Source organism: Xanthomonas sacchari (assembly GCF_040529065.1).
GTDB classification, from domain to species: domain Bacteria; phylum Pseudomonadota; class Gammaproteobacteria; order Xanthomonadales; family Xanthomonadaceae; genus Xanthomonas_A; species Xanthomonas_A sacchari.
The window spans coordinates 1,515,005-1,536,285 of the sequence record NZ_CP132343.1; the positions used below are offsets into that span (position 1 = coordinate 1,515,005).

Here is a 21,281-nt window from a genome sequence, read left to right on the forward strand (position 1 = left end):
GGTCGCGGCTGAAGCCGCTCCTACGGGCCGTGCGGCTGTCGTAGATACCGTCTTACCCCCTAGCAGGCAAGGCCCCTTTTCGGATCGAACGCGGTGCCCGATTTGAGAACCCCGTAGGCCAGGTGCAGGAGCTTGCGCATAGCGGCGCACACGATCTGCTTGCCGGCTTTGCCGCGTTCGCTCAGCCGCTGTTTCAGCGTCCGGATGATCGGGTTGTGGGTCATGGCCACCAGGGCCGGCATGAACAGGCCCGCGCGCAGGCGGGGCGAGCCGGTGCGCGAGATGCAGACGTGGCCTTTGCGCTCGCCCGACTCCTGCAGGCACGGATTCAGGCCCGCGAAGGCGGTAACCGCCGAGGCATCGGCGAAGCGCCTCACATCGCCAAGCTCGGCCAGCATCAAGGCCGCGCTGGTGTCGGCAATGCCCTGGATGCTCACCAGCAGCTCGCGCTGCCCACGCAAGGTCGGATCCTGGTCGATATGGTCATCGATGGCCTGCTCGATCTGGGCGATGTGGTGTTGCAGATCGGCCAGATGGACCTGGATCGAGTCCTTCACCTGGGCCGGAGCGACCTCCAGCCGGTTGCGCTCCATCTGCAGCATCTGTTGCAGATCCTGGCGCCGGCGCACCAGCGCTTTGAGCTGCTTGAGCGCCGGCGGATCAGGGTGCCAACGGCGCAACTGCTCGCGGTGACGCAGGGCATAACTGGCGATCAGCTTGGCATCGCTGCGATCGGTCTTGACCCGGCTAAGCTGGCTGCGTGCGTACGCGGCCGTCTGCGCCGGGTTGAGCACGCACACCCGATAGCCGCGTGCGTGGAGGAACTCGGCCAGCGCCTGGTGGTAGGTGCCGGTGGCCTCCATGGCGATCCAGCTATCGGGCTGCGCATGCGTCTGCAGCCATGCCTGCAGAGCCTGGAAGCCCTTGGCGTCGTTGGACAACTTGGCCTTGGTACGGTGCTTGCCATTGGTCAGATCGATGGCCACATCGAAACTGCGTTTGGCGACGTCGATGCCGATGACGGGAGACATACGCGATTCCTCCATCGTGTCAGGGTCATGATCGGCGCTGGGCCCGGTCCTGCCTTGTCGATGCGAGTTCACGCCCGGGGGCGGACTCTGGATACCGTTCGGACACACAAAGGCCAGCATGTGGAGGGCGGAGCCGATCTACGATGCAAGCTCGAAGCTTTAGGAGCGACTGGACCTCCCACACCTCCTCCGATGATCAGTCGGAAGACATGACGCCTGTCTAGGGGCGACATGTCCAGATACAAGGAGCGGCTTCAGCCGCGACGGCTCCGAACGCATGCGATCGCAACGCCGGTCCATCCTGCTTGACTGCCTATCGCACGACACATGGTTGCCTGGCCCCAAAAAGCAAACGCCGCCGCTGCATGAGCAGCGGCGGCGCGTGATGCCTTCCCTGGCCGTGTCGCGTCGGCTCAGAACTTGCCGCTGAAGGTGACGAAGAACTGGCGCGGCGCGCCGGCCATCAGCGTCTGGTTGTAGCCGTTGGGGTCGGAGATGACATAGCCGTTGGTGCCGACGGTGGCGAAGTAGCGCTTGTCGAACAGGTTGGTGACGTTCGCGCTCAGGCCCAGGTTCTGGAACATGCCGACCTGGCCGAAGTCGTAGCCGGCGCTCAGGTCGAAGCGCCAGTAGCTGGGCACCGACGAGTCGTTGAGGTAGCTGATGTAGCGGCGGCCGGTGTACTTGCCGTCCAGCGAGGCGTGCCAGCCGGCGTTCTCGTATGCCAGGCTGCTGGAGAACATCCACTCGGGGATGCCGACCACGCGCTTGCCGGAGGTCGCCACCACGCCGCCGTTGAGGTAGTCGTCCTGGTAGGTCGAGTCGTCGTAGGACAGCGAGTTCAGCCAGCGCAGCTGTTCGATCGGGCGCCAGATCACTGCCAGGTCGGCACCCTGGCTACGCACCGAACCGACGTTGTTGAGCGTGGCCGAGCAGGTCTGGATCGCGCTGCACGGCGAGGTCACCAGCAGGCGGTCGTCGAAGGTGGTGTGGTACAGCGCCAGCGACGCTTCCACGCCGGCACCGCGCACGCGGTAGCCCAGTTCGTAGGTCTGCGCGGTCTCCGGCTCCAGCGAGCCCTTGATCGCGTTGAACGCGGCCTGCGATTCCTGGAACGGGGTAAACCCGAAGCCGGCCATGTTCTTGTTGTAGGAGGCGTAGACCTCCTGGTGCTCGTCGATCTTGAAGTTCACGCCCACCTGCGGCAGCAGGTCCGAGTCGGCCTTGATCTCGCCGGCGGCGTTGGACGCGGACGGCACCTGCGACTGCGCGGTGGTGTCGACGATCAGCTTCTTGGCGCCGAAGTTCAGGGTCAGACGCTCGTCCATCAGGCGCAGCGTGTCCTGCGCGTAGACCATGGTGGTATCGGTGTCGTAGTGCTGGGCGAAGCCGCGCGCGAACAGGGTGCCGTTCTTGTTGAAGTAGTACAGATCGGTGAACGGGCCATCGAGCAGGAAGTAGTTGCGCTCCTGCACGGTCTTGGCGTTCTGGTACCAGCCGCCGACCTCGATCTCGTTGCCGGCCACGGTGAAGTTCAGCGAGCCGGTGACGCCATGGCGGTTGAGGCGATAGTCGGTGGTGCGCATCGACAGCGGCACGCTGGCCGAGGACGCGACGTACGGCGTGGTCCACTGCCCTTCGCCGTTGTTGTCGTGGTAGTAGCCGGTCAGGTTCAGCGTGGCGCTGCCGCCGAGGTTGAACGTGCCGCTGAGCGCGGCCAGGTTGTCGCGGCGCAGGCCGGCGCCGGAGTAGTAGGACGCGTCGGCCTTGTCGTAGTCGGCCGGCAGGCCGTTGAGGCTGGCCGGGTAGCTGCCCTTGCCGTTGAGCGCGTTGGCGATCTGCACCGCGCTGTTCCAGTCCGGCATCAGGTAGTCCCAATCCCAGCCGAGGACCCGCTGCGAGGTCAGCGACAGGTCCATGATGTCGTATTCCTTGCGGTGCGAGCTGTCCAGGTACAGGCTGACCCGGTTGCCGTCGCCCCACTGGTACAGCGCCTTGGCGTTGGCCTGGTTGTACTCGTTGTTGCCGTAGCCCTTCCACTTGTCCATTTCGCCGTGCACCAGCGAGGTGTACAGCGAGAAGCCGTGGATGTCGCCGGTGTCGCCGCGCAGGTAGGTGCGGCGGGTGCTGTCGGAGCCGAGGGTCTGGCTGAAGCGGAAGCCGGCGTCGGCATCCGGATCGGCCGAGTAGTAGCGCACGGTGCCGCCGAGGTTGCTGCTCGACGGCGTGCCCAGGCCGCCGGCGCCCTGCGCCAGTTCCACCGAGGCCACGTTCTCGGAAATGATCGCGCGGGTCACCTGCAGGCCGTCGGTGACGCCGTAGCTCATGTTGCCCAGCGGCACGCCGTCCAGGGTGAAGCCGAGGCGGCTCTGGTCGAACCCGTGCAGGCTGATCGCGGTGGACCATTCGTAGGCGCCGAACGGGTCGGCCGACTGGAACTGCACGCCCGGCAGCTTGTCCAGGACCTTCAGCGCGCTGGTGCCGGGGGCGGCGATTCCGATGTCCTCACGGGTGATGCGCTGCACCTGGCGGGTGGTGCCGCTGGACACGACGGTGATCGCGTCGAGCATGGTGGCATCGTTGCCGCTCGCGCTGGCCGCCGCATCGGCGGTTGCGGTGGCGTCGGCCGGCGCGGTCTCGGCCAGCGCGGCGAAGGCCGGCAGGGCGGACACGACGGCGAGCACCAGCGCGTGCGGGCGCAAGGATCTGGAAGTGGGGGTCATCGAAAGTCACCAATCATGAGGGGGAGACGTTCCGGTCCTGCCGCGCGGGGCGCGGGCAGCCGGCACCGGGCCGGTACGCGGCCCGCCCGCCACGATGCAACGGTTTTGTGAACGTTTCGGGGCGGTCCGATGTCGGCTGTGGGACAGCACGCGGAACGTGGGTGATGGCGATCACCGCCGATCCCGGCCTTGCCGCGCGGGCGACGGCGGCGGCGACGCGCGGCATCGCAGTGCCGGTGGCGCGACGTATGATGCCGGGCCTGCCACCGCCGCCGCCTTCGATGAAGCTCGCCATCCTGTCCCGCAACACCAAGCTGTACTCGACCCGGCGCCTGGTCGAGGCCGGCCGCGAACGCGGGCACACGGTACGCGTGCTGGACCCGCTGCGCTGCTACATGCGCATCGCCGCCGGCGCCTTCACCATGCATTACAAGGGCAAGCCGATCACCGGCTACGACGCGGTGATCCCGCGCATCGGCAATTCGGTGACCCGCTACGGCACCGCGGTGCTGCGGCAGCTGGAGATGATGGGCGTGTGCACGCCCAACCCGTCCGACGCGATCCTGCGCGCGCGCGACAAGCTGCGTGCGCACCAGCTGCTGGCGGCCAAGGGCATCGACATGCCGATGACCGTGTTCGGCGACAACCCGGACGACACCGGCGATCTGCTGTCCATGCTCGGCCCGCCGCCGCACGTGGTGAAGTTGAACGAGGGCACCCAGGGCACCGGGGTGATCCTGACCGAGAAGGCCAGCGCCTCGCGCGGCGTGGTCGAGGCGCTGCGCGGGCTGTACGCCAATTTCCTGGTACAGGAATTCATCGGCGAGGCCGAGGGCGCCGACCTGCGCTGCTTCGTGGTCGGCAACCAGGTGGTGGCGGCGATGCGCCGCACCGCGCCCGAGGGCGACTTCCGCTCCAACCTGCATCTGGGCGGCACCGCCGAGAAGACTGCGGCCAGCCGTGGCGAGCAGGAGGTGGCGGTACGCTCGGCCAAGGCGCTGGGCCTGGGCGTGGCCGGCGTCGACCTGATCCGCTCGCGACGCGGTCCGCTGGTCCTGGAGGTCAATTCCACGCCGGGCCTGGAAGGGATCGAGACGGTCTGCGGGCTGGATATCGCCGGCAAGGTCATCGAACACCTCGAAGCCTGCCTGAAGCGAAAGAAATCAGTGGCTTAGCCGAATCTGTGGCCGCGGGTTCTGGCTTAACACCGGTTTAATTCCGCCCTGCGTAAGCTTCATCGGACCGCAGCTCTGCCCTCCTCAGCAGGAACGGTAATCGGGATAGAAAACTTTCGGCCCAGGCAGCCCCGCTGCCTGGGTCTTTTTGTTGGCGATCGCTCACCGGGCCGCGCAGCGGGTGCTGCTTGCCGCGGCGTTTGGGCGGGGGCTACATTGCCGGCTGGGTCCAGTCTGCAAGGGGAAGGGGATGAAACGGTCGATGGCATTGGTGTTGGGCATGCTCCTGGCGAGCGCGGCGGTGGCAGCGCCCAAAGGTGAGGCGCCCATGAACGTGAAGAAAGCGTTCGCGCAGCAACTCAGTACAATCCGGCAGCAATTGAACGACGGCAAGACCTATTCCGAAATCAATGCTGACGATCGCAGCAAGGTCGAAGCTGCATTGGCGCGAATGGCTGCGATACTCGATGCCCACCAGGACGTGGGCACCTTGAAAGAGGAGCAGAAGGTCGCGTTGTTCAACGATCAGGAAACGGTGAATACGCTGCTGACCAAGGCGGCGGCGGACAGCCGGATGGTATGCAGGCGCGAGGCCGTCACCGGTTCGCTGCGCACCACCACGCAATGCAAGACCGTGGCGGAACGCCGCCGCGACAACGAGGATGCGCAGGAACTGATGCGGCGCAATCCAACTGGCAAGTACGACTGACGGGGTAAATGTTGGTGCGAATTCTAGTGATCGAAGACAACAGCGATATCGCTGCCAATCTGGGCGACTACCTCGAGGATCGCGGCCACACCGTCGATTTCGCCGCCGACGGCGTCACTGGCCTGCACCTGGCGGTGGTGCACGAGTTCGATGCGATCGTGCTCGATCTCAACCTGCCGGGCATGGACGGCATCGAGGTGTGTCGCAAGTTGCGCAACGAAGCGCGCAAGCAGACCCCGGTGCTGATGCTCACCGCGCGCGATTCGCTGGACAACAAGCTCGCCGGCTTCGATTCCGGCGCCGACGACTACCTGATCAAGCCGTTCGCGCTGCAGGAAGTGGAAGTGCGGCTCAACGCGCTGTCGCGCCGCGGCAAGGGCGTGCACACCCGGGTGCTGGAGACCGGCGACCTGGAATACAACCTGGACACGCTGGAAGTGCGCCGCCAGGGCAAGCTGCTGCAGCTCAATCCCACCGCGCTGAAGATCCTGCAGGCGCTGATGGAAGCCGCGCCGGCGGTGGTGACCCGGCAGGAACTGGAGACCCGCGTGTGGGGCGAGGAATTGCCCGACTCCGACTCCCTGCGCGTGCACATCCATGGCCTGCGCGCGGTGGTGGACAAGCCGTTCGACGTGCCGATGATCCAGACCCGCCACGGCATCGGCTACCGCATCGCCGCGCCCGATGCCTGAAACGCCGGCGTTGCCGCGGGTCGTGCGGCGGCGCGGGCGCTACCGCCGCCGTCTCCGCAGCCGCATCATCCTCTCGTTCGTGCTGTTGGGCTTCGGCCTGACCGCGCTGTTCGCGTTCGCCACCAACTGGGCGCGCGCGCGCGTGGAGAACCAGCTGGTCGAGGTGGTGCTGAACCGCAACATCGACGAATACTCGCACCGGTTCTTCTCCGATCCGTCGAAGAATCCGGATCTGCCGGTGCAGCAGATGGTCGGGCGGGTGGTGAAGAGCGACCGCTTTGAAGCGCTGCGACGTGAGCAGCCGGAGTGGTACAACTTCTCCGACGGCATCCACAACGTGTCCGGTCGCGATGAAACCGGCAAGCCGTTCTCCTACAAGGTGGCGGTGCGCAAGACCCCGAATGTCTGGTTCTTCCTCGCCTACGACATGACCCAGACCATGCAGGGCGAGGTGCAGCTCAAGCGCACCCTGATCCTGTCGGTGCTGGTGTTCAGCGCGTTGTCGCTGGTGATCGGCTGGTGGTCGGCGTCGCGGGTGATGCGGCCGGTGTCGGACCTGGCCGCGCGTCTGCGCGCCTATCGCGGCAGCAGCGATCCCAAGCCGCTGGCGCCGCATTTTCCCGATGACGAGGTCGGCCAGCTGGCCGAGGCGCTGGACGACTACTCGGCGCGCCTGACCGAAGTGGTGCAGCGCGATCGCGAGTTCAATGCCGACGTCAGCCACGAGTTGCGCACGCCGCTGGCGGTGATCCGTGGCGCCACCGAACTGCTGCTGACCCGGCCCAATCTCGACGACAAGGTGCTGCAGCGCCTGCAGCGCATCCAGCGCGCCGAACAGCAGTGCAGCGACCTGATCGGATCGCTGCTGCTGCTGTCGCGCAACGAGCGCGGCCAGGGCCACAGCAACGTCGCCAAGGTCGCCGAGCAGTTGATCGAGTCGCATCGCGCGCAGCTGGGCGGCAAGCCCCTGCAGTTGCTGCTGGAAGGCGAGCGCAACCTCACCATCGACGCGCCGGAAGCGGCGCTGTCGGTGGCGCTGGGCAATCTGATCGGCAATGCGGTCAAGTACACCCAGGAAGGGCAGGTGGTGGTGCGGGTGCTGAGCGATGCGGTGCAGGTGATCGATTCCGGCCCCGGCCTGAGCGAGGAGGATGCGGCCAAGCTGTTCCAGCGCGGCTATCGCGGCACCCATGCCGGGCATTCGCAGGGCGGCGGCATCGGCCTGTCGATCGTCAGCCGGCTGTGCGATCTCTATGGTTGGCAGGTCAACGTGCGCCCGGGCGCCACCAAGGGCGTCGTGGCGACGCTGTGGTTCAAGCCGGCCTGAGGCGGGCGACCACGCCTCCGCCGCATCGGCGCACGCTGCTGTTCCGCCATGCGGTCGCAGCATGGCGATTGCCCGCCGCAGAAACGACAACGCCCCGGCGAGCGGGGCGTTGTCGCGACGCGCGCTGCGGCCGTCAGGCGGCCAGGTCGAAGCGATCCAGCTGCATCACCTTGGTCCAGGCGGCGACGAAGTCGCGCACGAACTTCGCCTGCGCGTCGGCGCTGGCGTAGACCTCGGCCACCGCGCGCAGTACCGAGTTGGAGCCGAACACCAGGTCGGCACGGGTGCCGGTCCACTTCAACGCGCCGCTCTTGCGATCGCGGCCCTCGTAGACGTCCTTCATCTCCGAGGTCGCCTTCCACTCGGTGCCCATGTCCAGCAGGTTGGCGAAGAAGTCGTTGCTGAGCACGCCCGGGCGATCGGTAAGCACGCCATGCGCGGACTGGCCGCTGTTGGCGCCGAGCACGCGCAGGCCGCCGACCAGCACGGTCAGCTCCGGCGCGGTGAGGGTCAGCAACTGCGCCTTGTCGATCAGCAGCGCTTCGGCCGACAGCGCGTAACGGCGCTTGGCGTAGTTGCGGAAGCCGTCGGCGATGGGTTCCAGCACCGCGAACGATTCCACGTCGGTCTGTTCCTGCGAGGCGTCCATGCGGCCGGGCACGAACGGCACCTGGACGGTCTGCCCGGCCAGCTTGGCCGCCTGTTCCACCGCGGCGACGCCGCCGAGTACGATCAGGTCGGCCAGCGAGATCCGCTTGCCGCCCTGCTGGGCGCTGTTGAACCGCACCTGGATGTCCTCCAGCGTGGCCAGCACCTGTGCCAGCTGCGCCGGCTCGTTGACCTCCCAATCCTTCTGCGGGGCCAGGCGGATCCGTGCGCCGTTGGCGCCGCCGCGCATGTCCGAGCCGCGGAAGGTGGAGGCCGCGGCCCAGGCGGTGGACACCAATTGCGCCACGCTCAGCCCGGAATCGAGCAGGGTCTTCTTCAGTGCGGCGATATCCTGCGCGTCGACCAGCGGGTGGTCCACGGCCGGGATCGGGTCCTGCCACAGCAGTTCTTCCGCCGGCACGTCGGGGCCGAGGTAGCGCGCGCGCGGGCCCATGTCGCGGTGGGTCAGCTTGAACCAGGCGCGGGCGAAGGCATCGGCGAACTGCTCCGGGTTCTCCAGGAAGCGGCGCGAGATCTTCTCGTAGGCCGGGTCGAAGCGCAGCGCCAGGTCGGTGGTGAGCATGGTCGGCAGGTGCTTCTTCGACGGATCGTGCGCGTCCGGGATCACCGCTTCGGCGTTCTTGGCCACCCACTGGTGCGCGCCGGCCGGGCTCTTGCTCAGTTCCCAGTCGAACTTGAACAGGTGCTCGAAGAATTCGTTGGTCCACTGCGCCGGCTTGGTGGTCCAGGTGACTTCCAGGCCGCTGGTGATGGTGTCGCCGCCCTTGCCGCTGCCGAAGCTGTTGGACCAGCCCAGGCCCTGGCTCTCCAGGTCGGACGCTTCCGGCTCGGCGCCGACGTGGTCGGCCGGGCCGGCGCCGTGGGTCTTGCCGAAGGTGTGGCCGCCGGCGATCAGCGCCACGGTCTCTTCGTCGTTCATCGCCATGCGGCCGAAGGTGTCGCGGATGTCCTTGGCCGCCAGCAGCGGGTCGGGATTGCCGTCCGGGCCTTCCGGATTGACGTAGATCAGGCCCATCTGCACCGCGGCCAGCGGGTTCTCGAGGTCGCGGGTATGGCGCACTTCGCTGTCGTCGTCCTTCACCAGCACGCCGTGCGCCTCGTCCACGCCCGGCGAGCCGTGCGCATAGCGCTCGTCGCCGCCCAGCCACTTGGTTTCGCGGCCCCAGTACACGTCCTGGTCCGGCTCCCAGGTGTCGGCGCGACCGCCGGCGAAGCCGAAGGTCTTGAAGCCCATCGATTCCAGCGCGACGTTGCCGGTGAGGATCATCAGGTCGGCCCAGGAGATGGCCTGGCCGTACTTCTGCTTGATCGGCCACAGCAGGCGCCGCGCCTTGTCCAGGCTGACGTTGTCCGGCCAGCTGTTGAGCGGGGCGAAACGCTGCTGGCCACGGCCGCCGCCGCCGCGGCCGTCGCCGGTGCGGTAGGTGCCGGCGCTATGCCAGGCCATGCGCACGAACAGCGGGCCGTAGTGGCCGAAGTCGGCCGGCCACCAATCCTGCGAATCGGTCATGAGCGCGTGCAGGTCGCGCTTGAGCGCTTCGAGATCGAGCTGCTTGAACGCCTTGGCGTAATCGAACTGCGGATCCAGCGGGTTGGAGCGGGTGGAGTGCTGGTTGAGCAGGTCCACGCGCAACTGCTTGGGCCACCAGTCGCGATTGCTGGTGCCGCTGCCGCTGGCAGCCTGATGGAACGGGCATTTCGATTCGCTGGTCATTGGAGGCTGCCTCTGTCTCGATGGACGATGTGGTGGCGTGGCGCCGCGATCATACGGCGGCGCTGCGGTGAAACTGGAGACACGATAGGCGCAAGCGGTCATCTATAGAATTCGAATTCTTCTAATCAATCGATAGCGATTGGCTATCGCTGCATTCGATGGAATGGCTGGCCGCTTGAACCCCCGGGCACGTGTCGCTGTATCCGGCCCGTGTGCGCTGGGTCGGCTGCGCTCGCTATCCTGTCGTGATGACCCAACGCGCCACCCGCCTGCTGCGCCTGCTCGATGCCCTGCGCGGGCGCCGCCGGCCCGTGGCCGGGGCGCAACTCGCCGCCGACCTGGGGGTGAGCCTGCGCACGCTGTATCGCGACATCGCCAGCCTGCGCGGGCAGGGCGCCGACATCCTCGGCGATCCCGGCGTGGGCTACGTGCTGCGCCCCGGCTTCCTGCTGCCGGAACTGAACTTCAGCGAGGACGAACTGGAAGCGCTGACCCTGGGCGCGCGCTGGGTGGCGAGTCAGGCCGACCCGGAACTGGCGCAGGCCGCGCAGCGCGCCATCGCCCGGATCGGCGCGACGCTGCCGGCGCCGTTGCGGCTGGCGCTGGAGACCAGCGGGCTGCTGGTGCCCGCGGCCACGCCAGCGCAGCCGGCGGCGCCGTGGCTGCCGGTCCTGCGCCGCGGCATCCGCCTGGAACACGTGCTGCACATGGACTATGCCGACGCCGGCGGCAGCGCCTCGCAACGGCGCGTCTGGCCGTTCGCGATGGCCTTCCTGGGCGGCTACGGCATGATCGCGGCGTGGTGCGAACTGCGCGGCGATTTCCGCCACTTCCGTGCCGACCGGGTGCTGGCGCTGCGCGACGACGGCGAGCGCTACCCGACGCGGCGGCATCAGCTGATCCGTCGTTGGCGCGCCGCCACCGGATACGGCGTCGGCTCCTGACAGCAGGTGTCAGCAGGGTCCGCGCAGACTGTGCGGCGTCCACCACGGAGTCCGACCATGTCCCACGATCTTGTGCTCTACACCCACCCCATGTCGCGCGGCCGCATCGCGCGCTGGATGCTCGAAGAAACCGGCCTGGCGTACCGCGCGCAGATCCTCGACTACGGCACCGGCATGAAGGCGCCGGCGTATCTGGCGATCAACCCGATGGGCAAGGTGCCGGCGCTGGTCCACGGCACCACGGTCGTCACCGAGAACGCGGCGATCTGCGCCTACCTGGCCGACCTGGTGCCGGAACGGCAACTGGCGCCGCCGCCGGGATCGCCGGCGCGGGGCGATTACTATCGCTGGCTGTTCCTGCTGGCCGGACCGGCCGAAGCCTTCCTGACCGCCAAGCAGCACGGCACGCTGGCACCGGCGCACAGTGCCGGCTACGGCCATGGCGAGGATCTGCTGGACATGCTGGAGCAGGGCGTCGCCGGTCGCGAGTACTTGGCCGGCGACCGCTTCAGTGCGGCCGACCTGTATGCCGCCGCGTTCCTCGGCTTCTACACGCGCATCGGCGTGCTGCAGGCGCGGCCGGCGTTCGTCGCGTTCGCGCAGCGGCACATGGCGCGGCCGGCGGCGCAGCGGGCGGCGGCCATCGACGATGCGCTGCTGGCGGCGCATCCGAATCCGTTCATGCCGCGTCCGAGCGCCGTGCCGGCGAGCGCCTAGCGGATTTGGATTACTGGCAGTTAGGTGTGCCGTGTGGGCGGACCCTCACCCCAACCCCTCTCCCGAGGGGAGAGGGGCTTCGGCGCTTCCCTTCTCCCCTCGGGAGAAGGTGCCCCGAAGGGGCGGATGAGGGTACGGGCGCAGCCTCGTGCGTCCTGACCCCGCGAGACGCTTCGCGCCGGACCCTCGCCCCAACCCCTCTCCCGGGGGGAGAGGGGCTTTGGCGTTTCCCTTCTCCCATTGGGAGAAGGTGCCCCGAAGGGGCGGATGAGGGTGCGGGCGCAGCCTCGTGTGTCCTGACGCTGCGAAGCGCTTCGCGCCGTACCCTCAACCCAACCCCTCTCCCGGGGGGAGAGGGGCTTTGGCGCTTCCCTTCTACCATTGGGAGAAGGTGCCCCGAAGGGGCGGATGAGGGTGCGAGCGCAGCCTCGTGTGTCCTGACGCTGCGAGACGCTTCGCGACGTACCCTCACCCCAACCCCTCTCCCGAGGGGAGAGGGGCTTTGGCGCTTCCCTTTCTCCCATCGGGAGAAGGTGCCCGAAGGGGCGGATGAGGGTGCGGGCGCAGCCTCATGGGTCCTAATGCTGCGAGACGCTTCGCGCCGGACCCTCACCCCAACCCCTCTCCCGGGGGGAGAGGGGCTAAAGCCGCAGGCCGCCTACAGCAGCGACTTGAGCCGGTACAGTGCTTCCAGCGCCTGCTTGGGCGTGAGTTCGTCCGGATCCAGTGCGGCCAGCGCTTCCTGCGCGGCGGACGGCGTGGCCGCGAACAGGCCGAACTGCTGCGGTGCGTCCAGCGCCTGTGGCGCCATCTGCGAGGCGTGGCTCTCGCCGCCGCGTTGTTCCAGTTCCGCCAGGCGTCGCCGCGCCTGCGCCACGGTGGTCCGGGGCATGCCGGCCAGCGCCGCCACCTGCAGGCCGAAGCTGCGGTTGGCCGGGCCGTCCTTGACCGCATGCATGAACACCAGGCGGTCGCCGTGTTCGACCGCGTCCAGGTGCACGTTGGCGATGCCGCTGGGGCCGCCCTCGACCGATTCGTCGGCCAGCGCGGTCAGTTCGAAATAGTGCGTGGCGAACAGCGTGTAGCAGCGGTTGTGGTGGGCGAGGTGACGCGCCACCGCGTCGGCCAGGGCCAGACCATCGTAGGTGGAGGTGCCGCGGCCGATCTCGTCCATCAGCACCAGCGACTGCGCGGTGGCGTGATGCAGGATGTAGCTGGTCTCGGCCATCTCGACCATGAAGGTGGACTGGCCGCGCGCCAGGTCGTCGCCGGCGCCGATGCGGGTGAGGATGCGGTCGATCGGGCCGATCACCGCGCGCCGCGCCGGCACGTAGCTGCCGATGTGCGCGAGCAGCACGATCAGCGCGTTCTGGCGCATGTAGGTCGATTTACCGCCCATGTTCGGGCCGGTGATCACCAGCATGCGTCGATCCGGGTGCAGGTCCAGGTCGTTGGGTTCGAACGGCTGCTCGCGCACCGCTTCCACCACCGGGTGGCGGCCGCGTTCGATGCGCAGGCAGGCGCCGGTCTCGAGTTCCGGCTGGGTCCAGTCCAGCGCCTGTGCGCGTTCGGCGAAGCCGGCCAGCACGTCCAGCTCGCTGAGCGCGGCGGCGGCGCGCTTGAGCGGCTCCAGGCGCTCGCCCAATGTATCCAGCAACCCTTCGTAGAGCAGTTTCTCGCGCGACAGCGCGCGCTCGCGCGCCGACAGCACCTTGTCCTCGAAGTTCTTCAGTTCCTCGGTGATGTAGCGCTCGGCGTTGGTCAGGGTCTGGCGCCGGCTGTAGTGCACCGGTGCCTTGTCGGCCTGGCCCTTGCTGATCTCGATGTAGTAGCCATGCACGCGGTTGTAGCCGACCTTCAGCGTGGCGATGCCGCTGTTGGCGCGTTCGCGCGCTTCCAGGTCGATCAGGAACTGGTCGGCGTTGGTGCTGAGCCGGCGCAGCTCGTCCAGTTCGGCGTCGTAGTCGGCGGCGATGACGCCGCCGTCGCTGAGCTTGAGCGGCGGCTGTTCGGCGATCGCCGCCGCCAGCAGGTGCGCGATCTCGTCGTGCTGGCCCAGTTCCGCCGCCAACGCTGCCAGCCGCGGCGAATCCAGCGGGGCGAGGATCGCGCGCACCTTCGGCAGCAGGCCCAGGCCGTCGCGCAGGGTGGAGAAGTCGCGCGGGCGCGCCGAACGCAGCGCGACGCGGGTGAGGATGCGCTCGACGTCGCCAAGCGCGCGGAATGCCTCGCGCAGGTCGGCGTCGGCGCCGCGGTCGATCAGCGTGCCAACCGCGTGGTGGCGCTGCACCAGCACCTCGCGCAGGCGCAGCGGACGGTGCAGCCAACGCCGCAGCAGGCGCCCGCCCATCGGCGTGACCGTGCTGTCGAGCACGCCGAGCAGGGTGTTGCGGGTGTCGCCGTCCACGCGCGTGTCCAGTTCCAGGTGGCGTCGCGTGGCCGCGTTCATCGCGATCGCCTCGCCGGCGGTCTCCATCGCGATCGCGGTCAGGTGCGGCAGGCGCTGTTTCTGGGTTTCCTCCACGTAGCCGAGCAGGGCACCGGCGGCGGCGGTGGCGCGTGGCTTGTCGTCGATGCCGAAGCCGCTCAGATCGTGCAACTGGAAGAACGCCAGCAACTGGCGACGGCCGCTGTCGGCATCGAACAGCCACGGCGGCCGGCGGCGCACGCCGCGGCGCTCGCGCAGGAATTCCGGCCACTGGTCCTCGTCGGGCACCAGCAGTTCGGCCGGCTCCAGCCGCGCCAGTTCCGCTTCCAGCGCGTCCTCGCTGTCGACCTCGTTGACCAGGAAGCGGCCGCCGGCCAGGTCGGCCCAGGCCAGGCCGTAGCCGTGCTTGTTGCGTGCGATCGCCATCAGCAGGGTGTCGCGGCGCTCGTCCAGCAGGGCCTCGTCGGTCACCGTGCCGGGGGTGACGATGCGCACCACCTTGCGCTCGACCAGGCCCTTAGCCAGCGCCGGATCGCCGATCTGCTCGCAGATCGCCACCGACTCGCCCAACGCCACCAGCCGCGCCAGATAGCCCTCGTAGGCATGCACCGGCACCCCGGCCATCGGAATCGGTGCACCGCCGGAACTGCCGCGCTGGGTCAGGGTGATGTCCAGCAGCCGCGCGGCCTTGCGCGCGTCGTCGTAGAACAGTTCGTAGAAATCGCCCATGCGGAAGAACAGCAGCAGGTCCGGGTACTCGGACTTTGCGGCGAAGAACTGTTTCATCAGCGGGGTGTGCTCCGCTGCGCTTCCAGGAGCTTGGGTTTTTTCTCGATTCTGCATCTGATTCAGTGGCTTAATGAATTTCGGGGTGGCTTTCCGTGGACAAGTATGGACGGGTGCCCGCAGCAAATGACAGCGTGGCGCGGCGCCAGCCCGGTGCATGGTTCGATGCGCCACCTGCCGATCAACGGTGCAACGCCGGGGTCGCACCGTTGCCACGGGCAACGGCAGGAAGGTCAATCGCGAGACAGCGAATGTCCGGTGCGCACGCAGCACGTGCAATGCCGAGTCCGCAGCAGCCGCGTGCGAGTCGTCTCGGCGCCAGCTGCAATTGTCCGTAAAAAAGTGGATCGGCGACAGTGCGCAGTGCAATTCCCGAGCATGCGGCGGAGGATCGGCCACACGGTGACGTTGTGTCCTTTGAATGCCTGTGTGTCGCTTCGGGCAGGACTGTTTCGCCGTTGGAAAAGCTAAGATCCGGGCTTGTGTAGAGCCGGAGGCGTCCATGATCGATCGTCGTACCTTTCTTGCCACGGGTGTCGTGGCCGTCGCCGCGGGCTTCAGCGCATCCGCCGCCCAGATCGTGGCCGCGCCGCGCCCGAAAGGGCCGGCACCGTGGGGCGCCGTGCCAAGCGCGCGGCAGCTGCGGTGGCACCGGTGGGAGCAATACGCCTTCGTGCATTTTGCGATGAACACCTTCACCGACAAGGAATGGGGCTACGGCGACGAAGACCCGCGCAGATTCGATCCCAGCGATTTCTCCGCCGATCAGATCGTCGCCGCGGCCAAGGCCGGCAACCTCAAAGGGATCATCTTCACCGCCAAGCACCACGATGGCTTCTGCCTGTGGCCGACGCGCCTGACCGAGCATTGCATTCGCAATTCGCCCTACAAGAACGGCAAGGGCGACATCGTCGGCGAAATGGCCGCGGCGTGCCGGCGTGCCGGTCTGGCCTTCGGCATCTATCTCTCGCCCTGGGATCGCAACCACGCCGAGTATGGCCGTCCCGGCTATCTCGACTATTTCCGCAAGCAGATCGTCGAGCTGTGCACGGGTTATGGCGACCTGTTCGAGTTCTGGTTCGACGGCGCCAATGGTGGCGACGGTTACTACGGTGGAGCGCGCGAAACCCGCAAGATCGATGCCCCCGCCTACTACAACTGGCCGCGGATGATCGAGCTGGTGCACCAACACCAGCCGATGGCCTGCACCTTCGACCCGCTGGGCGCAGATATCCGTTGGGTCGGCAACGAGGAGGGCGTGGCCGGCGATCCGTGCTGGCCGACCATGCCCAATGCGCCTTACACGCAGGAAAACGGCAACGCCGGCGTGCGTGGCGGGGCCCTGTGGTGGCCTGCGGAAACCAACACCTCGATCCGCCCGGGCTGGTTCTACCATACCGACGAAGACGGCAAGGTGCGCAGCCCGGAGAATCTGGTGCGCTACTTCGATACCTCGGTCGCGCGCGGCACCAACATGAACCTCAATCTTCCGCCGGACCGACGCGGCCGCATCGCCGACCACGACGTCGCGGTGTTGAAGAGCTTCGGCGACGCGATCCGCGCCAGCTTCGCCATCGATCTGGCCAAGGGCGCCAAGGCCAGCGCCAGCGCGTCGCGCGGTTCGGGGTTCGAGCCGGAGCGTGTGCTTGACCGCCAGCCGGACAGCTACTGGTCCACGCCGGACGACGTCACCACGCCGACGCTGACGCTGGAATTGTCGGCGGCGCATAGCTTCGACCTGATCCGGCTGCGCGAATACCTGCCGCTGGGCGTGCGCGTCACCCGCTTCGCGGTCGACGCCGAGGTGGATGGGCAATGGCAGCGCTTGGCCGAAGCGCAATGCATCGGCGCGCAGCGGATCCTGCGGCTCGATCGTCCGGTCGCCGCGCGCCGTGTGCGCCTGCGTGTGCTTGAGGCACCGGTCTGTCCGGCGATCAGCGAATTCGCGCTGTTCCGCGCGGTGGCGCCCGTTGCGGTCGCGCGGCCCGCGACGAACGCGCCGGACGTGCTGTCCACCGCGGGTTGGCGCATCGTCGCGGCCAGCGCGCCGGGAGCGGAGAAGTTGCTCGACGACGATGCCGGCACGATCTGGGTCGTGCCCGCTCCCACGCCGGGCCATCCCGTGCAGGTGACCATCGACCTCGGTGCGCTGCGCCAGGTCGCCGGCTTCAGCCTCACCCCCTCGCGCACGGTGATGAACGGTGCGGCGCCGCCGAAGGGCTATCGCGCCGAAAGCAGCGAGGATGGCCAGCACTGGCAGCCGGCCGGCGGCGGCGAGTTGTCCAATATCGCCTACGCGCTCTCGACCCAGCGGCTGAATTTCCCCGAGGTCCGGCAGATCCGTTACCTGCGGCTGTCGTTCGCCGAAACGGCGCTGCCCGCCGAGCGGCTGGCGATCGCCGGGATCGGTGCCTTCTCGCGCTTGCGGTGAGGCCTGGCGCTCCCTCGCCGCGATGCGCGGTGGGGGAGCGCGCATCGCCGGGGCGATGCAGCGTCGTGGCTGCGGCGATGCTGGCGAGGCGTCGTAGATCGGCTTCGGAATGAAGAGTCGTAGGAGCACCGAGTCGGGCGCGCATGACGATGGCGCCGCGCAGCGCCTCGAAAGCGCGCGCCCGCCTCAGGCCACGAACGGCCGCGGCCTGGTGCGCACACTCTTCAGCGCCAGCCGCGCAGGCGCCAATCCGGGCGCGGTCGCTTCCAGTGTCAGCGTGCCGGCATCGCGCGTGGTCTGCAGCAAGGCCATGCACAGACCGTTGAAGGCGCGGCGCTGGTCGGCCTTGTCGGGTTCGTGGCTGGACGGGTCGCCGTTGCCCACGCCGATCAGGCGGCCAGGGCCGCGGACCGCAAAGCGCACGGCGTCGCTGGCGGTCGGGACGACGCGGCCCTTGGCGTCGACGATCTCCACCGCGACCACGGCCACGTCCTCGGCGTCGGCCAGCAGATTCGCCCGTTCGCAGCGCAGGCGCACCGCGGCCGGGGCGCCCACGGTCTCGCGCAGCTGCGTCAGCACCTGCTTGCCGCCGCGGTAGCCGCGCGCTTCGATGCGGCCCGGTGCGTAGCGCACGCGCCACTCGACGTGCCCGTAGGCCGGCACCTGCTGCAGGCCCTGGCTGACGCCATTGACCAGCAGTTCCACCGCGTCCAGGTTGCTGTGGCACCACACGTCGACCATGCCGTTGTCGCGCTCGTCCAGCAGGCCGTCCCAGTTCCAGTGCGGGAACAGGTGCAGCACCGGCGCGGCGGTCCATTGCGCGCGGTAGTACCAGTAGTTGTCCTTAGGGAAACCGCAACTGTCGAGGATGCCGAACTGCGAGGCCACGTTCGGCCAGCGGTTGTACGGGGTCGGCTCGCCGCGGTAGTCGAAGCCGGTCCAGACGAAGCCGCCGGCGATGTACGGGCGCTGCGCGACGTAGCTCCACCAGGCTTCGGCGCTGCTGGCCCACCAGGGGTAGTCGAGGTCGTAGGCACGGGCATAGCCGCGCACGTCGTCGGTGCGGTAGTTGCCGCGCACGCCGACGGTGCTGCCGGTCTCGCTGCCGTAGACCGGAATCTGCGGATGGCGCGCATGGAAGGCGTCCATCTGCGTGGTGCGGTAGTTGAAGCCGACCACGTCCACGACCTGGCCGACGCCGTCGTCGAAGCCCTTGTCCATGGCGAAGGTGGTGGGGCGACTCGGGTCCAGGCGCCGCACCAGGCGCTGCATGCGCGCGACGATGCGTGCGCCGCGCGCGGTGACCATCTGCGGCTCTTCGTTGCCCAGCGACCACAGCATCACGCAGGGATGGTTGCGGCCGCGCCGCACCATCGACGTGAGTTCGGCCATGGCCTCGTCGTCGGAGGACATGCGCCGGGTCTCGTCGATCAGCAGCAGGCCCAGCCGGTCGCACAGTTCCAGCACCGCCGGCGAGGCCGGGTTGTGCGCGCTGCGGTAGGCGTTGCAGCCCATCGACTTGAGCTGGCGCAGGCGCCATTCGTGCAGGCGGTCGGGAATGGCGGTGCCGACGCCGGCATGGTCCTGGTGGTTGTTGGTGCCGTGCAGCTTGTAGGCCGCGCCATTGAGCAGCAGGCCGCGCTGCGGATCGAACTGCAGGCGGCGCACGCCGAAGCGGGTGGTGGTCGCGTCGCAGGGACGGCCGTCGCCGAGCAGGCGCGTGGACAGCGTGTAGCGTTGCGGGTGTTCCGGCGACCACGTCGCGGGCGTGCCCAGGTCCAGGGTCTGCTGCACGCGTTGCACCACGCCGGGCTCGACCGTGATCGGCGCGGAGCTGGCCTGGGCGACGATGCGCCCGTCCGGCGCGCGGATCACCGAGACCACGCTGCACTGCCGCGGCGTCGCGCCGTGGTTGCCGAGTTCGGTCTCCACCAGCGCCTGCGCGTCGCCGCCGTCCCAGACGCTGCGCACGTACACGCCGTCCATCGGCACGTGCAGCGCGTCGGTGGTGCGCAGCCAGACGTGGCGGTAGATGCCGGCGCCTTCGTAGAACCAGCCTTCGCCGAGCGTGGCGTCCACGCGCACGGCGATGATGTTGCTGGCGCCGTAGTCGAGCACATCGCTGAGGTCGACTTCGAAGCCGCAGTAGCCGCTGCCGTTGCGGCCGACGATGTGGCCGTTGCAGAACACGATGCAGTCGCGGAACACGCCGTCGAATTCCAGGCTGATCCGCTTGCCCAGATGCTCCGCCGGAATCTCCAGCACGCGCCGGTACCAGCCGATGCTGGTCTGCGGATCGGTGCGGCCCAGCGGCTTGTAGCCGTGCGCGGCGGCCGGGTCTTCGCCGTCGATCAGGGTGGAGGTCGGATCCTGGCGCGGCGGCAGTGCCACCGCCCAGTCGTGCGGCAGGTCGATGCGCTCCCATGCGCTGTCGTCGAAGCCGAGCAGGGCCGCATCGGCGGTGTCCTTGCCGGCCTTGGCGTAGGTGCGCTGGAAGGTGCCGAAATTGAAGTCGCGTGCCGGGTCGTCGGCGTGGCCGAGATGGAAGCGCCAGCCGCCGTCGCACAGCAGGCGCTGGCGCGGAGCATCGTCGTCCAGATCCAGCGAGAGTGGCGCAATGGCATTGCTGCCGGTGGGCGTGGCCGCCAGCGCGGCCGGCGCCAGCGCCGCGGCGGCGCCGGGCACCGCCACCTGCACGCCGCCGGCGACCAGCGAGCGCAGCAGGTCACGGCGGCTCAGTTCGATCATGGCTGCGCGTCCTGCGCCGGCGCGGCACTCTTGCCGGCCGTCGTCGCCGGCGCCGGTCGGTAGGCGTGCTGCATGAAACCGATGCCGGGCAGCAGTTCGTTGCCGTGGCGGAAATCGAAGAAGCTGGCGTTCTCCCACGAGGAGCCGACGCCCCAGCGGGTCTTGCAGGTGTTGCTGGTCCAGGCCGGCTCCCAATACACGACGCCGCTGCCGCCGTTGTCGACCACCAGTTGGGTGAGGTCGACCAGGTAGTTCAACTGGCCCTGCGGGGTGGCCGGGTAGCCCTTGATCAGCGAGTCGGCGCCGAGCAGGTTGGGCGAGGGGTCGCCGCTTTCCAGCGTCCACGGATAGGCGGTCTCCACCACCATCACTTCGGCCGGATAGCGCTGGCGCAGGCGCTTGATGGTGGCGCCAAGCTGGTCCATGGTCTCGCGCGACCACTTGCGGTAGTAGCTGATGCCGATGAAGTCGAAGTCGCGCACGCCGGCCTTTGCGGCGTCGGCGAACCACGGCTCCACGTTCTCCGGCTGGGCGATATGCAGCATCACCTTGGGCTTGATCGACGAGCGCGCGCCGGCGTCGCGCACCGCCTTGATGCCGGCGTTGAACAGCTTGGCGTTGCGAGTCCAGTCGATCGGCCGGCGCTTGTCCCAGGGCTGGCTGTCCATCAGGTCTGAATTGCTTTCGTTGCCCACCTGCACCAGTTCCGGCATCAGCCCGGCGCGGTCCAGCGCGCTGAGCGTGTCGTAGGTGAAGCCGTACAGCGTGCGCGCCAGTTCGTCCTGGTCGGTGATGTTGGCCCAGGCCTTGGGGATCAGTTGCTTCTCGCCGTCGGCCCAGTCGTCGGAGTAGTGGAAGTCCAGCAGCACCTGCATGCCCTGTGCGCGCGCGCGGCGGATGGTCTTCTTGACGTCGCTCAGGTCGCTGTAGCGGGTCCAGCGCGCATCGTTCCACAGGCGCACGCGCACCAGATTGGCGCCGTGCGCGTGGAACAGCTCGAACGGGTCGCGCACCGCGCCGTGGTCGCGGTACTGCACGCCGCAATCCTCCATCTCGTTGACGTAGGACAGGTCGGCGCCGAGGTACAGCGTGCCGGCGCCGGCCAGGGGCGCGGCGAGGGCGGTGGCGAGGGCCAGCGCGAGCGCCGGCAGCCAGGTGCGTCTGGATCGCATGCGGGTCTCCACCGG

General features: G+C 68.4%; 13 protein-coding genes. 7 read left to right on the forward strand and 6 right to left on the reverse strand.

From position 1 onward, the window contains the following. Positions 1–59 precede the first annotated feature (59 nt). Together RAB71_RS06440 and RAB71_RS06445 are read right to left on the reverse strand one after the other, a co-directional pair. Positions 60–1,031: an IS110 family transposase gene (locus tag RAB71_RS06440; RefSeq protein WP_043094910.1), complete on the reverse strand. Its 972-nt coding sequence runs from the start codon at positions 1,029–1,031 to the stop codon at positions 60–62. A gap of 413 nt (positions 1,032–1,444) precedes the next feature. Then, positions 1,445–3,754 carry a TonB-dependent receptor gene (locus RAB71_RS06445; RefSeq protein WP_029561759.1) on the reverse strand — a complete coding sequence of 770 codons (2,310 nt, stop codon included), beginning with the start codon at positions 3,752–3,754 and terminating at the stop codon, positions 1,445–1,447. A gap of 281 nt (positions 3,755–4,035) precedes the next feature. On the opposite strand from RAB71_RS06445, the gene rimK reads away from it, so the two are divergent. The 4 genes from rimK to RAB71_RS06465 all read left to right on the forward strand — a co-directional run bounded on the left by rimK (position 4,036) and on the right by RAB71_RS06465 (position 7,657). Further along, entirely contained in the window at positions 4,036–4,929 is an 894-nt protein-coding gene (rimK, locus tag RAB71_RS06450) for a 30S ribosomal protein S6--L-glutamate ligase (protein WP_029561760.1), read from the forward strand. 262 nt (positions 4,930–5,191) lie between these two features. Then, on the forward strand, positions 5,192–5,638 hold the full coding sequence (locus RAB71_RS06455; RefSeq protein ID WP_050946519.1) for a hypothetical protein: 447 nt from the start codon (positions 5,192–5,194) through the stop codon (positions 5,636–5,638). A gap of 14 nt (positions 5,639–5,652) precedes the next feature. Further along, positions 5,653–6,330 carry a response regulator transcription factor gene (locus RAB71_RS06460; RefSeq protein ID WP_010340533.1) on the forward strand — a complete coding sequence of 226 codons (678 nt, stop codon included), beginning with the start codon at positions 5,653–5,655 and terminating at the stop codon, positions 6,328–6,330. Continuing rightward, entirely contained in the window at positions 6,323–7,657 is a 1,335-nt protein-coding gene (locus tag RAB71_RS06465; RefSeq protein WP_029561762.1) for a HAMP domain-containing sensor histidine kinase, read from the forward strand. The genes RAB71_RS06460 and RAB71_RS06465 overlap by 8 nt, the downstream gene beginning before the upstream one ends. 133 nt (positions 7,658–7,790) lie before the next feature. On the opposite strand, the gene katG is transcribed toward RAB71_RS06465, so the two are convergent. After that, positions 7,791–10,040, reverse strand: coding sequence for a catalase/peroxidase HPI (katG, locus tag RAB71_RS06470; protein WP_010340535.1), 2,250 nt, complete (start codon positions 10,038–10,040; stop codon positions 7,791–7,793). 248 nt (positions 10,041–10,288) lie between these two features. On the opposite strand from katG, the gene RAB71_RS06475 reads away from it, so the two are divergent. Both RAB71_RS06475 and RAB71_RS06480 read left to right on the forward strand, forming a co-directional pair. Then, positions 10,289–10,984: a YafY family protein gene (locus tag RAB71_RS06475; protein WP_010340536.1), complete on the forward strand. Its 696-nt coding sequence runs from the start codon at positions 10,289–10,291 to the stop codon at positions 10,982–10,984. A 57-nt stretch (positions 10,985–11,041) separates the two neighbouring features. Beyond that, positions 11,042–11,701 carry a glutathione S-transferase family protein gene (locus RAB71_RS06480; protein ID WP_029561763.1) on the forward strand — a complete coding sequence of 220 codons (660 nt, stop codon included), beginning with the start codon at positions 11,042–11,044 and terminating at the stop codon, positions 11,699–11,701. Positions 11,702–12,359: 658 nt separating this feature from the next. Here RAB71_RS06480 and mutS read toward each other — a convergent pair. Beyond that, positions 12,360–14,972, reverse strand: a complete 2,613-nt coding sequence (gene mutS / locus RAB71_RS06485; RefSeq protein ID WP_050946518.1) for a DNA mismatch repair protein MutS — start codon at positions 14,970–14,972, stop codon at positions 12,360–12,362. A 445-nt stretch (positions 14,973–15,417) separates the two neighbouring features. On the opposite strand from mutS, the gene RAB71_RS06490 reads away from it, so the two are divergent. After that, entirely contained in the window at positions 15,418–17,346 is a 1,929-nt protein-coding gene (locus RAB71_RS06490; protein WP_029561754.1) for an alpha-L-fucosidase, read from the forward strand. A 186-nt stretch (positions 17,347–17,532) separates the two neighbouring features. On the opposite strand, the gene galA is transcribed toward RAB71_RS06490, so the two are convergent. Further along, positions 17,533–20,094, reverse strand: a complete 2,562-nt coding sequence (galA, locus tag RAB71_RS06495; RefSeq protein ID WP_010340484.1) for a beta-galactosidase GalA — start codon at positions 20,092–20,094, stop codon at positions 17,533–17,535. Continuing rightward, the gene (locus RAB71_RS06500) at positions 20,091–21,266 is read right to left on the reverse strand and encodes an arabinogalactan endo-1,4-beta-galactosidase (protein ID WP_010340485.1); all 1,176 of its coding nucleotides are present in this window, start codon (positions 21,264–21,266) and stop codon (positions 20,091–20,093) included. The genes galA and RAB71_RS06500 overlap by 4 nt, the downstream gene beginning before the upstream one ends. Positions 21,267–21,281 lie beyond the last annotated feature (15 nt).

Coding starts and splice junctions, on each gene's coding strand:
- RAB71_RS06475 (WP_010340536.1), top strand. CDS start 10,289: ATGACCCAACGCGCCACCCGCCTGCTGCGCCTGCTCGATGCCCTGCGC.
- rimK (WP_029561760.1), top strand. CDS start 4,036: ATGAAGCTCGCCATCCTGTCCCGCAACACCAAGCTGTACTCGACCCGG.
- RAB71_RS06480 (WP_029561763.1), top strand. CDS start 11,042: ATGTCCCACGATCTTGTGCTCTACACCCACCCCATGTCGCGCGGCCGC.
- mutS (WP_050946518.1), bottom strand. CDS start 14,972: ATGCAGAATCGAGAAAAAACCCAAGCTCCTGGAAGCGCAGCGGAGCAC.
- RAB71_RS06490 (WP_029561754.1), top strand. CDS start 15,418: ATGATCGATCGTCGTACCTTTCTTGCCACGGGTGTCGTGGCCGTCGCC.
- katG (WP_010340535.1), bottom strand. CDS start 10,040: ATGACCAGCGAATCGAAATGCCCGTTCCATCAGGCTGCCAGCGGCAGC.
- RAB71_RS06440 (WP_043094910.1), bottom strand. CDS start 1,031: ATGTCTCCCGTCATCGGCATCGACGTCGCCAAACGCAGTTTCGATGTG.
- RAB71_RS06465 (WP_029561762.1), top strand. CDS start 6,323: ATGCCTGAAACGCCGGCGTTGCCGCGGGTCGTGCGGCGGCGCGGGCGC.
- RAB71_RS06500 (WP_010340485.1), bottom strand. CDS start 21,266: ATGCGATCCAGACGCACCTGGCTGCCGGCGCTCGCGCTGGCCCTCGCC.
- RAB71_RS06455 (WP_050946519.1), top strand. CDS start 5,192: ATGGCATTGGTGTTGGGCATGCTCCTGGCGAGCGCGGCGGTGGCAGCG.
- RAB71_RS06445 (WP_029561759.1), bottom strand. CDS start 3,754: ATGACCCCCACTTCCAGATCCTTGCGCCCGCACGCGCTGGTGCTCGCC.
- galA (WP_010340484.1), bottom strand. CDS start 20,094: ATGATCGAACTGAGCCGCCGTGACCTGCTGCGCTCGCTGGTCGCCGGC.